General features: G+C 55.3%; 13 protein-coding genes. 2 read left to right on the top strand and 11 right to left on the bottom strand.

Translation table 11 applies throughout. The features are described from left to right. Window positions 1-235: 235 nt before the first annotated feature. The 6 genes from WBM93_RS04135 to rpsM form a co-directional block, all read right to left on the bottom strand. The gene (locus WBM93_RS04135) at window positions 236-736 is read right to left on the bottom strand and encodes a hypothetical protein (RefSeq protein ID WP_424428537.1); all 501 of its coding nucleotides are present in this window, start codon (window positions 734-736) and stop codon (window positions 236-238) included. A gap of 185 nt (window positions 737-921) precedes the next feature. Next, the gene (locus tag WBM93_RS04130) at window positions 922-3,066 is read right to left on the bottom strand and encodes a prolyl oligopeptidase family serine peptidase (RefSeq protein WP_424428535.1); all 2,145 of its coding nucleotides are present in this window, start codon (window positions 3,064-3,066) and stop codon (window positions 922-924) included. An 85-nt stretch (window positions 3,067-3,151) separates the two neighbouring features. Further along, window positions 3,152-3,574 carry a 50S ribosomal protein L17 gene (gene rplQ, locus WBM93_RS04125; protein WP_424428532.1) on the bottom strand — a complete coding sequence of 141 codons (423 nt, stop codon included), beginning with the start codon at window positions 3,572-3,574 and terminating at the stop codon, window positions 3,152-3,154. Between the two features lie 121 nt (window positions 3,575-3,695). Next, window positions 3,696-4,754: a DNA-directed RNA polymerase subunit alpha gene (locus WBM93_RS04120; RefSeq protein WP_424428529.1), complete on the bottom strand. Its 1,059-nt coding sequence runs from the start codon at window positions 4,752-4,754 to the stop codon at window positions 3,696-3,698. 104 nt (window positions 4,755-4,858) lie between these two features. Continuing rightward, entirely contained in the window at window positions 4,859-5,248 is a 390-nt protein-coding gene (rpsK, locus tag WBM93_RS04115) for a 30S ribosomal protein S11 (RefSeq protein WP_067198370.1), read from the bottom strand. 50 nt (window positions 5,249-5,298) lie between these two features. Next, window positions 5,299-5,667: a 30S ribosomal protein S13 gene (gene rpsM, locus WBM93_RS04110; protein WP_424428525.1), complete on the bottom strand. Its 369-nt coding sequence runs from the start codon at window positions 5,665-5,667 to the stop codon at window positions 5,299-5,301. A gap of 413 nt (window positions 5,668-6,080) precedes the next feature. On the opposite strand from rpsM, the gene WBM93_RS04105 reads away from it, so the two are divergent. Both WBM93_RS04105 and WBM93_RS04100 read left to right on the top strand, forming a co-directional pair. Further along, window positions 6,081-7,073, top strand: coding sequence for a calcium/sodium antiporter (locus WBM93_RS04105; protein ID WP_424428522.1), 993 nt, complete (start codon window positions 6,081-6,083; stop codon window positions 7,071-7,073). 157 nt (window positions 7,074-7,230) lie between these two features. Further along, window positions 7,231-8,283, top strand: a complete 1,053-nt coding sequence (locus tag WBM93_RS04100) for a succinylglutamate desuccinylase/aspartoacylase family protein (RefSeq protein WP_424428519.1) — start codon at window positions 7,231-7,233, stop codon at window positions 8,281-8,283. Window positions 8,284-8,313: 30 nt separating this feature from the next. On the opposite strand, the gene WBM93_RS04095 is transcribed toward WBM93_RS04100, so the two are convergent. The 5 genes from WBM93_RS04095 to WBM93_RS04075 form a co-directional block, all read right to left on the bottom strand. After that, window positions 8,314-8,847: a DUF7010 family protein gene (locus tag WBM93_RS04095; RefSeq protein ID WP_424428516.1), complete on the bottom strand. Its 534-nt coding sequence runs from the start codon at window positions 8,845-8,847 to the stop codon at window positions 8,314-8,316. A gap of 25 nt (window positions 8,848-8,872) precedes the next feature. Beyond that, entirely contained in the window at window positions 8,873-9,778 is a 906-nt protein-coding gene (gene rimK, locus WBM93_RS04090; RefSeq protein WP_424428513.1) for a 30S ribosomal protein S6--L-glutamate ligase, read from the bottom strand. Between the two features lie 3 nt (window positions 9,779-9,781). Beyond that, window positions 9,782-10,261 (bottom strand): ATP-dependent zinc protease, encoded by a 480-nt coding sequence (locus tag WBM93_RS04085; RefSeq protein ID WP_424428510.1) that lies wholly within the window; start codon window positions 10,259-10,261, stop codon window positions 9,782-9,784. A 48-nt stretch (window positions 10,262-10,309) separates the two neighbouring features. Further along, window positions 10,310-11,665, bottom strand: coding sequence for an NADP-specific glutamate dehydrogenase (gene gdhA / locus WBM93_RS04080; RefSeq protein ID WP_424428507.1), 1,356 nt, complete (start codon window positions 11,663-11,665; stop codon window positions 10,310-10,312). A 130-nt stretch (window positions 11,666-11,795) separates the two neighbouring features. Beyond that, window positions 11,796-12,440 (bottom strand): hypothetical protein, encoded by a 645-nt coding sequence (locus WBM93_RS04075; protein WP_424428504.1) that lies wholly within the window; start codon window positions 12,438-12,440, stop codon window positions 11,796-11,798. Window positions 12,441-12,452: the final 12 nt, after the last annotated feature.

The following is a 12,452-nucleotide window of genomic DNA, read 5'->3' as shown; positions in this document are numbered from 1 at the left end:
CGGCGTTACCACCGCGCTGCCGCTATGCATCGGCGCAGCGATGGCTGGTGAAATACCGGTAAAGATCAATGCAGTGGAAGCTGCAGCGGCGGAAATTCTTGTCGCTATGGTCATGTCTGATATCCCCATTGAGCGCAGACTTCAGAACGAGAACCCTGCAATTGAACCGAATATAGTTGGTCCAGCCTGTCACCAGGCTGAACCATTTTCCTTTGTTCAGTAACGTTCACAGCGATTAACGCCGGGCGTATTTGAGGCCGCTGAACCGAACGTCGCTCACCCGGTTGCCTTCGATATAGCAGGTGAACTTGCCTTGGTCGGAGTACCTGTTCCTCTGATAGCGACCGCGGCCCTGTTCGACCAGAATTCTGCCCTTGACCCGATAGCCGTAGCGCGTCCGGTCAATGTCGCGGATGTCGGTTACGCTTGCCCGGCCACGCCGTGTGGCCTGGCTCTCGGCGGCGCGCACACAACGGTTCACGGCCTGACGCTGGTTGATATGCCTGTAGTTGTTCCTGTAGCGGTTATCCGAGTACCGCCGGTCATCATAGCGGTCACCGCGATCGTTACCCGAACTAGCGATCGCTGCGATGGCGCCGATGATCGCCACACCGGCGATAACTTCGCCAGCGCTCGGGCCGTTATTCCGGCCGTCCTTGGCCATTGCGGGGGATGCGGAAACGGCCATTGCAGCAGCAGCAGCGGTTCCGACAAGAGCTTTGTTCAACTTGTTCATGTCCACTTTCCTTTCACACTGCCCGAAACCTCTTCCCGAGCTTGCAAAGCCCTTTTAGGTGATTGGGTTTGAGTGAAGGCTGAACTGGCTCGACAGGAAACGTTCATGTTACAGGCTATTTTTATGAACAGCTATATAACTACCGATATTCGTGCCCCATCCAGCGGCAAACGGTGCAAAACACGTTATTTGTCCAACCCAAACCCGATCGCGTGTGCCAAAAAGGCGTAGATATCCGAATATTCTTCAATCACCTTATCCGTCGGTTTGCCGCTGCCGTGACCGGCCCGGGTTTCAATGCGGATGAGATGGGGTTTATCGCCAGCGTCCAACGCCTGCAGTCGTGCGGTATATTTGAAGCTATGCCCGGGAACTACCCGGTCATCGGTATCGGCGGTAGAGACAATCAACGCCGGATAATCGATTCCGTCTTTCAGATTATGATAGGGAGAATAGCCGAGTTGGGTCTTGAAATCCTGCTCCTTGTCCGGATAGCCATAGTCATCAACCCAGTAGCGTCCGGCGGTAAACCGGTCGAAACGGAGCATATCCATCACCCCGACCGCAGCGTGACCGGCAGTGAACAGGTCGGGCCGCTGATTGATCACGGCACCGACCAGCAGTCCGCCATTGGACCGGCCTTCGATGGCTAGTCCGTTTTGCGAGGTGATGCCCATGGTCAGCAGATATTCGCCAGCGGCGATAAAATCGTCAAAGACATTCTGCTTGTTCTGCAAGCGGCCACCATCATGCCACTCCTTGCCATATTCGCCGCCACCGCGAAGATTGGCTGAGGCAAACACGCCGCCCGCCTTTATCCACGCCATCCAGGCCGGCTTATACTGCGGCAACACCGAGATGTTGAACCCGCCATAGCCATAGAGCAGCGTTGGTGCGCCCTGCGACAGATCTTGGTCTTTCATATGAACCAGGAACATCGGAACCTTGGTGCCATCCTTGCTCTCGTAAAAGCGCTGTGTCACTTCCACAGTCTCTGGATCAAAGGGCAAGGAAGGTTCTGCCCAGATAGTCGGCGGCAAATCCGGTTCGTAGCGGAAAACCGTCGTGGGCCGGTTAAAACTTTGAAAGCTGAAAAATCCTTCATCGCTATTGATCGAGCCACCGAGACTACCCACCTGCCCCGGTCCGGGAAGATCAAGCGTGCCATGCGCCTCGCCCTCGAGATCGAAAATGGAAAGCTGGCTTTTGGCATCGACGAGATAGCTGATCACCAGCCGGTCGCCGACGATCTTTGCACCGTCGACAACCGCATCGCTCTCCGCAACCAGCTCGACAAACTCCGGTTCTTCCGCGCTCAGGTCGGTTTTGACCACACGCAGCCGCGGTGCGTCCATGTTGGTCGCGAAATATAACGTGTCGCCAACGCCGTCGATCAGGCGCCAGTCATTTGTAAAACCCGTGACCAGTTTGCGCGTTGCGAGCCTGGGTGCATCGACCTTGATCAGCGTGATTTCATGGCGTTCATCGGTACCCGAAGACGACGTGATGACCACCCATTCCTTGTCCGAGGTCAGTTCTGCGATATGGTTGAGTTCGGGCTGATCGGGTGTCGCATAGATTTTGACATCCTTTGTCTGATCCGAGCCGATACTGTGCATATAGACGGCATGATCCGCATTCAGCGACTGAAAGGCTGCGCCTTCCTTCGGTTCGGGAAAGCGGGAATAGAGAAATCCGATGTTTTTGGGCATCCACGCAAGATCGGTAAACTTGGCCCATTCGACGGTGTCAGGTTTGACTTCACCCGTATTCACGTCAAGGATTTTCAACGTCCGCCAGTCAGACCCGCCATCCTGAATCGCGTAAACCAGAAGGCTGCCGTCACTGGATGGTTTCCAAGAGGCGAGCGCGGTCGCACCGTCTTCTGACCAGCCAGCAGGATCTATCAGCACCCGTTCTTCACCGTCTGCGCCATCGCGGACATAGAGTACCGCCTGATTCTGACCGCCGCTTTTGCGCTCGTAGAAATATTTCCCGCCGGCTTCGACCGGAATACCGAGATCGTCGAAATCGAACAATTCTTCCATCGATTGCGCCAGAATTTCCCGACCCGGCAGCTTTTCGAGATAGGCATCGGTCACCGCATTCTGTGCCTTCACCCATTCAGCAACCTCGGCATCCTCGCGAACGTCATTTTCCAGCCAGCGATAGGGATCGGAAATATATTCGCCAAATTGCTCGTCGACGACATCAACGGTCCTGGTTTCTGGATATGTCAGCGGGCTTTCCTTGCTTTGATGACCCGCTGCCAACGCAGGTGAAGTTGCGGCCAACCCAATGGCCATAGTCAAAACCGTAAAACTGCGCATATATACCCCGACAAAACAAAAGAGACCGCGAGCTTATCGCTCACGGTCTCTCATATCAATTGAAACTGTATCAGGGATGAAGGGCTTAAGCTTCTTCGTATTCATCCTGGGCGTTTTGATCCGGTCCGCTGTCCTGACCCTTGGCATCCACATCGCGGTCAACCAGCTCGATTATCGCCATTGGCGCAGCGTCTGAGGCGCGGAAACCGGCGCGAATGATGCGGGTATAACCGCCATTGCGTTCGCTGTAACGATCGGCCAGAACTTCGAAAAGCTTCTTTTCCTGGGTCTCGTCCATCAAACGCGAATGCGCGAGACGACGGTTGGACAGGCCACCTCTTTTACCGAGCGTAATCAGTTTTTCGACTACGGGGCGCAATTCCTTGGCCTTTGGTACAGTCGTCATGATCTGTTCGTGCTTGATCAGCGCCGCCGCGAGGTTCTTCAGCAGAGCCTGACGGTGAGCACCGGTCCGCTGCATCCGGCGGCCCTTCATTCTATGACGCATATCATTTCCTTCGTTCGTTAAGGGGCCGTATCAGGTACCCCGCAGCAGGTGATTTTTATGGGACATCACCAGTCGCCCCTTTGTCGCCATCCCGACTTGCGCCGGGATTTTAACGGTAAAACTAACCGAGTAGCTCTTGTTCCAGCTTCTTGGCCATTTCTTCGATATTTTCAGGTGGCCATCCAGGGATGTCCATGCCGAGACGCAGACCCATGCTGGAAAGCACTTCCTTGATTTCGTTCAAAGACTTGCGGCCAAAGTTTGGTGTACGCAGCATTTCGGCTTCGGTCTTCTGCACGAGATCGCCAATATAGATGATATTGTCGTTCTTGAGGCAATTGGCGGAGCGAACGCTGAGTTCCAGTTCGTCGACCTTCTTGAGAAGATAGCGGTTGAGCTGGTTGGCATCGCTTTCTGCCTGGCTTTGCTGAGCGGCCATACCGATCGGCGAAGACACTTGCTCGAGAGCTTCTTCGAAGTGCACGAAAAGCTGCAACTGGTCCTGCAAAATGCGGGCTGCATAGGCAATCGCATCTTCCGGGGTGACCGTACCATCGGTTTCGATGGTGAGGTTCAGCTTGTCAAAATCGAGTTCCTGACCAACGCGGGCATTGTCGACCTTGTAGGAAACCTGACGAACCGGCGAGTAAAGCGAATCAATCGGGATCAAGCCGATCGGTGCGTCTGCTGGACGGTTGGCAACCGCAGGAACATAGCCCTTGCCGACGTTGACGGTCAGTTCCATGTTCAGCGAAGCGCCTTCATCGAGATGGCAAATGACCATTTCAGGGTTCATGATTTCAATGTCGCCGGAGACAGCGATGTCGCCCGCTTTGACTTCACCGGGACCGGTTGCGGAAAGCTGCAAACGCTTGGCATCTTCGCTCTCCATTTTCAGAGCGATCTGCTTGATGTTCAGGACAATGTCGGTGACATCTTCACGGACACCGGGAAGCGACGAAAATTCGTGCAGCGCGTTTTCGATCTTGATCGAAGTTACTGCCGCGCCCTGGAGCGAAGACAGAAGCACGCGGCGTAGCGCGTTGCCCATGGTCAGACCAAAACCGCGTTCCAGAGGTTCGGCAACAAAAGTTGCCTTGCGCTTCGGATCTCCGCCGGGCTTGATGTCGAGGACGTTGGGCTTCTTCAGTTCTTGCCAGTTCTTCATATTGACAGTCATGGACTTCCCCTAATGGTTCAAAGAGCGGGTTTGGACGAAATTTCCGCTCTGAATGGTAAAATGTGAGACTGGCCAGCCTGCCCGCCTCAAAAGCTCAAGCAATACTAGACGCGGCGTCTTTTTGATGGACGAACGCCGTTATGCGGAATGGGTGTGACATCACGGATCGATGTGATCGTGAAGCCAACGGCCTGAAGCGCACGAAGGGCCGATTCACGACCGGAGCCGGGGCCTTTCACTTCGACTTCAAGCGTACGCACACCGTGGTCAGCCGCTTTTTTCCCGGCGTCTTCCGCTGCAACCTGTGCTGCATAAGGTGTCGATTTACGAGAGCCCTTGAAACCCATCATGCCTGCGGAGGACCAGCTTATCGCATTGCCCTGGGCATCGGTGATGGTGACCATCGTGTTGTTAAATGTGGCGTTGACGTGCGCTACGCCTGCCGAAATGTTTTTGCGCGCGCTCTTCTTTATGCGCTGCGGTTCGCGTGCCATGTGATGAATTCCTACCTAATATCTTGAAGATACTTATCCGAAGACAAGTCTTATTTCTTTTTGCCGGCGATCGCCTTTGGCTTGCCCTTGCGAGTGCGCGCATTGGTATGCGTACGCTGTCCGCGAACTGGCAGGCCTTTACGGTGACGCAGGCCGCGATAGCAGGCCAGATCCATCAGACGCTTGATGTTCATTGCAACTTCACGCCGCAAATCGCCTTCAACCGTATGCTCGGCATCAATCGTTTCCCGAATGTGCAAAACTTCCTGATCGGTAAGGTCCTGAACCCGGCGGGCTGGATCAATCTTCAATTTTTCGACAATGTCAGCCGCAGCGGTGCGTCCGATACCGTGAATGTAGGTGAGCGCAATGATTACGCGCTTGTTAGTGGGGATATTTACCCCAGCAATACGTGCCAATATTTTTCTCCATGCTCCACAGGAACCGATTCGTCGGGCCCTATCTCATCGCCAAGTCGTTAAAAACACACCCAAAACGCACAAAACCAGCGGACGCACGAAGGGCGCTGCCGGTTGTGTTGGATTTCGAATAGTTCTCAGGTAGGGCGAGTCGGTGTCGCTGTCAAGCGCGGGGATCAAGCAATTACGAAATGTTAAGGGAATGATGTTTCGCCTTGTCCTTTCTTAGCTGCTTCCCCGAACATTATCATCAAAAAAACATGTCGCGGCAAAAACGTTCATTCATAAAATCTATTGATATTGCCACAATGCTTCTATTTGATCTATGTCCGGTTTGGATAGATAGACGCTCCTCGCGCCAGTTAGGCCATTGTTCGCCACGCTACGCGCTTCTTGGAAAGACTGTTTCAAAAATGTTGATATTGCTTTTGACAGCTGTCGCCGGATTGGCGGCACTGGTCGTCGGCGGGGAACTGCTTGTTCGCGGGGCGGTGCAACTGGCGGAGCGTGCGCGGGTAACACCGCTGATCGTCGGACTGGTGATTGTCGGTTTTGGTACATCCATGCCGGAGCTGGTCACCAGTGTCGAAGCCGCATTGCGCAACGCGCCCGGAATTGCCTGGGGCAATATCGTCGGTTCCAACATCGCCAACAGCCTGCTGATATTGGGCATGGCCGCCGCGATCACCCCGATCATTCTGGGTCAGGGGAAAATATTGCGCGATCCCCTGATAGCCATCGCCGCTTCGGTCTTTCTGATGATACTGGCGATAAGCGGAAACGGCGCATTTCAGTTCGGATTGGTAATGCTTGCCAGCCTCGCGGCCTATATTGTCTATTGTTACCGTCAGGAGAAACGCATCGAGCGACAAGCCGGAGCCGACCATGTGGCCCCGCTGGACAAGGCGGTTGCGCTGGAACTGGCGGACCCCACCTTGCACGGGAAACGCAATGGTTGGGGCAAGCCGGTCGCATTCACCCTGCTCGGACTTGTGGTTCTGATCGGGGGCGGACATCTGCTCGTCGGTGCCGCGGTCGACATCGCCAGAATATTCGGCCTGTCCGAAACCCTTATCGGCCTGACCATTGTCGCGGTAGGGACGTCGCTGCCAGAACTGGTCACCACCATCATTGCGGCCTGGCGCAAACAGGCCGAGGTTGCCTTTGGCAATGTCATCGGATCGAATATCTATAATATACTGGGTATCGGCGGTGCGACCATGTTGCTCGCTCCCGGTGCGATCCCGGATGACCTGATCACCCGTGATCTCCCGGTGATGGCTGGCTCTGCTGTCCTGCTGTTGCTGATTTGCTTTTTCTACCGGCGCTTTGGACGGGTGGCCGGCTTGTTGATGGTGGCCGGCTATTTTGTTTATCTCGGCATATTGGTAGCTGCGGCCCTCTAGCCTGACAGACGCAGACAAATTGGCGGCTTCGGCAGGACGGCGATCAATTTGATCGAATTTGGGATAGAATGGAATACACGCTGCTCGGTGGCAGGTTGTTTTACCTTGCAAAATGGGCGGGACACTCGGAATAGAACGGGACAGATGGGGGACAGCTGTGACGATCCGTAACAAATATGATCTCTTCGAAATTAGCGGCACCACGGTCGCGCCGGGTACCAGCGCAAAAATCGCGATTCCGGTAAGCGACCTGTCGGCTGGCATGCAGGCCAGTATGGAAGTGCGCGTGTTTCACGGAAAGCGCACCGGGCCGACGATTTTTGTCAGCGCGGCGATCCACGGCGATGAAATTATCGGCACCGAGATCATCCGCCGGGTGATGAAAAAACTCCATCCGAAGCGGATGGCCGGTACCGTGATATTCGTGCCGGTGGTCAATATGTTCGGGTTCATCACCCATAGCCGCTATCTGCCCGATCGCCGCGATCTAAACCGGTCCTTTCCCGGCACCGAAAAAGGTTCTCTGGCGTCGCAGCTGGCCAATATTTTCTCGACCGAGATCATCGACCATTGTTCTCTGGGCATCGATATCCACAGCGCTGCGCAGCACCGCTATAACCTGCCCCAGATCCGCATCGCTTCGGGCAATCCCGAACTCAAGGAGCTGGCGCTCGAATTTGGACCACCCGTCGTCATTGAAGCGGAACTGCGTCCCGGTTCCCTCCGCGCTCTGGCTAGGGAAGCCGGCGTCGACATGCTGTTGATGGAAGCCGGAGAAGCGCTGCGGTTCGACGAATTTTCCGTTCTCACCGGGGTCAACGGTATCTTGCGGGTGCTCAAGAAACTGGAGATGATCGAGACCAAACGGCTCGGCAAACGGGGGGTGCCGCCAGCCCAGACAACCCGCACGGTCTGGCTGCGCTCGACCAGAGGCGGGATTTGCCGCATGGTTTCTCCTTCCGGCAGCAAAGTCCACAAGGGCGATGCTGTTGCCTTTATCAGCGATATATTTGGAGATGGCGAGGAAGCAATCCTGTCACCGGTTGACGGGATCGTCATCGGCCATAGCAACCTGCCCGTCGTCAATCAGGGTGATGCGCTTTTGCACATCGCCGAAGTGAGGATATTCGACACGGTGGGTGAACGACTGGAAAAAATCGAGGATGCGATAACCGGCAATCAACTGCTCGACGAGGATGAGGTTATCTAGACTGGCTGCGGCATTTACACCAATCGGCCGTCAAGGTTTCAAGGCCCTCGCGGACAACATAAGTCCAATCACCAGTTCGATGACGCCAACGGCGAACAGCATCCCGCCGGGGATGGCTTCGGGTGCGTATATCCCTGCGAAGCCGACAGCTGAGATCAGAGCCGCCAACAGCCAATATATTCTGTCGCCGTATAAGGTGGCGAAAGCAAAATAATGCACCCCGACCGCAATGGCTGCCAGTGGCAGCACATAGGAAGATTCCAGCGGCAGAAATAGCCATGCGGCAAACAGGCCGGCGAGCATGGCGATCGTGCTCTCCAGTCCTAGCATCCCGAGCGGGTTGTCCGAAGACAGGTTGGGGCGATGGAAAAGGATCCGCGACAACAAGGCCGAAACCGGAAAGATGGTCATCCCGCCGAGAAACAGCACGATGAAAGCCGTGTTCACATCACTGCGCAAATATACAAATCCGGCAACTATCCAGATCAACCCCGAATAGATAACACCCGGCCCACCACCGACAAACGAGCGGCTGACGGCGTCTTGTGCTTGCCGGACTTGCATTATGCGGCTTTGACCAACGTCGGTATCAACCTTTACCCTTGGTCTTGGTATTGCCGGTCTTGGCCTTGGCTTCGATAAATTCGATAATCTGGCCAGCGACATCCTTGCCTGTCGCCGCTTCAATACCTTCGAGACCCGGCGAGCTGTTCACTTCCATAATTACCGGTCCGTGGTTGGCGCGTAAAATGTCAACGCCGGCTACGTTCAGCCCCATGACCTTCGCGGCCCGGATCGCTGTGGACCGCTCTTCCGGAGTTATCTTGACCATTTTCGCCGATCCGCCGCGATGCAGGTTGGAACGGAAATCGCCTTCCGCGCCGGTCCGCATCATTGCCGCGACAACCTTGCCGCCGACTACGAAAATCCGGATGTCGCTGGAGCCCGCTTCCTTGATGAATTCCTGGACCAGGATATTGACGTTCAGACCCCGAAAAGCCTCAACCACCGATTTTGCGCTATTGGCGGTTTCGCCGAGCACCACACCGATGCCCTGGGTTCCTTCAAGCAGTTTGATAACCGCAGGCGCGCCGCCGACAATCTTGAGCACTTCGTCGGTCTGCCTCGGGTCGTGGGCAAAAGCGGTAACCGGCAAGCCGAGGCCATGTTTGGCAAAAATCTGCATCGAGCGCAGCTTGTCGCGCGAACGGCCGACGGCAACGCTTTCATTCAGCGGCCATACGCCCATCATCTCGAACTGGCGCAGCACAGCGAGGCCATAATGGGTGATCGACGCGCCGATACGCGGGATCACCGCATCAAAACCGGTCAGCGTTTCGCCATTGTACAATATGCTCGGTCGATGCGACGTGATGTTCATCGTGCAGCGCAATGTGTTGAGTATTCTCATTTCATGCCCGCGCTCTTCGGCCGCTTCGACCAGGCGTTTGTGCGAGTAGAGTTTCGGGTTGCGGGCAAGCATGGCGATTTTCATATATTATCTTTCTTCATGGCGGCCCAGCATCCAGCGCTTGGCGCTGTTGACGAGGAAACCCCGCTTCAGCGCCCGGCGACCTATCAGGACCGGAAAAATCATCGATTGCCGGTTGGCAAGCGTCATATGCCCGACCCATTCCAGCGGCCCGAGCTTCATCACTGTCTCTATCACATATCGTGTCTGCATGACACCATTACTGCTCTTTATTCTGCGCCGACCGTAGACCCGCGCTTCACAATGATAGTCGGCAATACCTGTTCCCATCGGGATGGTAAATTGAACATAATTCTGGCCATCTTTTTCGAATGGCTTGATCCGCGTGGCGTGGAGCGAGGAAGTTCCGGCGCCGGTATCGACCTTGGCGTGCAGATTTTTTACGCCGAGCCCGGGCAAGTCAATCAGCTCGCACCAGCCGATTTCACAGGGCTCCTTGAGCTTCCTGCGAAGCCGTTTTTCCTTGGGGATATTTGTTTGCGCCATCGACGGTGATCTGGCCGATGGCGCTTTTTTGCGCAAGATAATTATGGCCTAGACGACACCATAAGCGAGCATGGCGTCGGCCACTTTCTTGAAGCCGGCAATATTGGCGCCCTTCACATAGTCAACATAGCCATCGCCCTGATCGCCATATTCGACACATTTGCCGTGAATGCCTTCCATCAAGTCGGTCAGCATCTCGCCGAGCCGCGCGTGGTTCCAGCTGATCCGTTCAGCGTTCTGGCTCATTTCAAGACCGGATACCGCGACGCCGCCGGCATTAGCCGCCTTGCCCGGACCGTACATGATCTTGGCATCGTGGAAGACATGAACACCTTCCAGCGTTGTCGGCATGTTCGCGCCTTCTGACACCGCGACCACACCATTGCTGACCAGTTCTTTGGCTTCGGACTCATCAAGCTCATTCTGCGTTGCACAGGGCAATGCCAGATCACAGGGCACGTTCCAGGGACGCTTGCCTTCATGATAGGATGCGCCGGTGAAATGATCGGCATATTCGCTGATCCGACCGCGTTTGTTGTTCTTGAGATCCTTGATCCAGTCGATCTTGTCCTGATCAATGCCATCCGGGTCATGAATGAACCCGCCGCTGTCCGAGAGGGTAAGCACCTTGCCGCCTTGCTTGGTGATCTGCTCGGCTGCGTGGGTAGCCACGTTGCCGGAACCGGAAATCACCGCAGTCTTGCCTGCGATAGCGTCTTTTCTGTGCTTCAGCATATTTTCCATGAAATAGACCGCGCCATAGCCGGTCGCCTCGGGACGCATCTGCGATCCGCCATACTCGATACCCTTGCCGGTCAGCACGCCTTCCCAGCGATTGGTGATGCGTTTGTACTGGCCGAACATATAACCGATTTCGCGTCCGCCCACACCGATATCACCGGCAGGAACATCCGTGTCCGGTCCGATGTGGCGGTAGAGCTCGGTCATGAATGACTGGCAGAAGCGCATGACCTCGGCGTCGGACTTGCCTTTGGGGTTGAAGTTCGCGCCGCCCTTGCCGCCACCCATCGGCAGTCCGGTGAGCGAGTTCTTGAACGTCTGTTCGAACGCCAGGAACTTCAACACGCTTTCGGTAACGCTCGGGTGGAAACGGATGCCGCCTTTATAGGGGCCGATGGCATTGTTATTCTGGATCCGGTAACCTCGCTGGACGCGGACACAGTGATTGTCATCTTCCCAGCAGACCCGGAAAGACACCACCCGATCGGGTTCGGCGATACGCCGCAATATCTGCGCTGTGTGATAGGCTTCCTTGTCCTCGATGAAATCGAATATATCCATCGCGACTTCCTGCACCGCCTGAACAAATTCAGGTTGCCCCGGATTGCGTTTTTTTACGCCTTCCATGAATGTCGGAAAATCTACATGATCGGTTACAGCCATAGTCTAACCCCCTCGAAGTGAATATCTGCCCGACCCGATTATCGTTGAAGACCTCCTCAAATCGGCAACGAACATGAAACTACCATTCAACTATTAGACCGCGTTGTAAAGCCCGGCAATTAAGAAGAATTCAGTTAGGGTCTTTGCTTCCGGTGGAGCCGCTTTCTTCGCCGTCGGTTGGATCAGCGGATCCCTCTGGCGGACTGGCATCGGGCGCTTCCGGGTCAGCAAACAAAGCTGATAGGCGAGCGAGTTGCTGTCCGATCACGCCATCCACCGCCGGAGCGATCTGATCGACCGGAAACTCCATATAGCCGCCCACTTTGTAAGTGAACCGAACCGCGGTGGCATCGCCTTGTGGCTGGAGCAGCATGGTCAGCGTGCCGGTTACCGCCTCGCCCTGCAAAGGTCCCAACGCACCGGATAGACGGAGCATTTTGTTATTGTGCGCAAAAATCACCCGCATGTGCTGAACGCTGCCATCCGATGATTTGATATTGTCGTCCGAAGTGGTTCGGATCAGTTCGCAAAAGCAACCGCCCGCTTGCGGTATCAGATAGAAGTTTTCGGCATTACCGGTCCAGCTGTGGTCGCTGCTCCAATAGCGCGACGGTGCAATCATCGCTTTCCAGACTGCCTCGTTATCGCCCGAAATCACTGCTTCATGTTGCACGGTAAAGCCGTTTTCTGCGGTGTTCGTCACCTCGGCTTGCGCTGCTGTTGCACACGATAGCACAGCGGCCAACAGAATTGCGCGGGATATCTGCTTGATCATGAACTCGCCTCC

This window comes from Parasphingorhabdus sp., assembly GCF_049667325.1.
Classification (GTDB): Bacteria; Pseudomonadota; Alphaproteobacteria; order Sphingomonadales; family Sphingomonadaceae; genus Parasphingorhabdus.
This window is presented reverse-complemented; position numbering and strand designations above follow the sequence as displayed.

Coding starts and splice junctions, on each gene's coding strand:
- WBM93_RS04135 (WP_424428537.1), bottom strand. CDS start 736: ATGAACAAGTTGAACAAAGCTCTTGTCGGAACCGCTGCTGCTGCTGCA.
- WBM93_RS04130 (WP_424428535.1), bottom strand. CDS start 3,066: ATGCGCAGTTTTACGGTTTTGACTATGGCCATTGGGTTGGCCGCAACT.
- rplQ (WP_424428532.1), bottom strand. CDS start 3,574: ATGCGTCATAGAATGAAGGGCCGCCGGATGCAGCGGACCGGTGCTCAC.
- WBM93_RS04120 (WP_424428529.1), bottom strand. CDS start 4,754: ATGACTGTCAATATGAAGAACTGGCAAGAACTGAAGAAGCCCAACGTC.
- rpsK (WP_067198370.1), bottom strand. CDS start 5,248: ATGGCACGCGAACCGCAGCGCATAAAGAAGAGCGCGCGCAAAAACATT.
- WBM93_RS04105 (WP_424428522.1), top strand. CDS start 6,081: ATGTTGATATTGCTTTTGACAGCTGTCGCCGGATTGGCGGCACTGGTC.
- WBM93_RS04095 (WP_424428516.1), bottom strand. CDS start 8,847: ATGCAAGTCCGGCAAGCACAAGACGCCGTCAGCCGCTCGTTTGTCGGT.
- rimK (WP_424428513.1), bottom strand. CDS start 9,778: ATGAAAATCGCCATGCTTGCCCGCAACCCGAAACTCTACTCGCACAAA.
- WBM93_RS04085 (WP_424428510.1), bottom strand. CDS start 10,261: ATGGCGCAAACAAATATCCCCAAGGAAAAACGGCTTCGCAGGAAGCTC.
- gdhA (WP_424428507.1), bottom strand. CDS start 11,665: ATGGCTGTAACCGATCATGTAGATTTTCCGACATTCATGGAAGGCGTA.
- WBM93_RS04075 (WP_424428504.1), bottom strand. CDS start 12,440: ATGATCAAGCAGATATCCCGCGCAATTCTGTTGGCCGCTGTGCTATCG.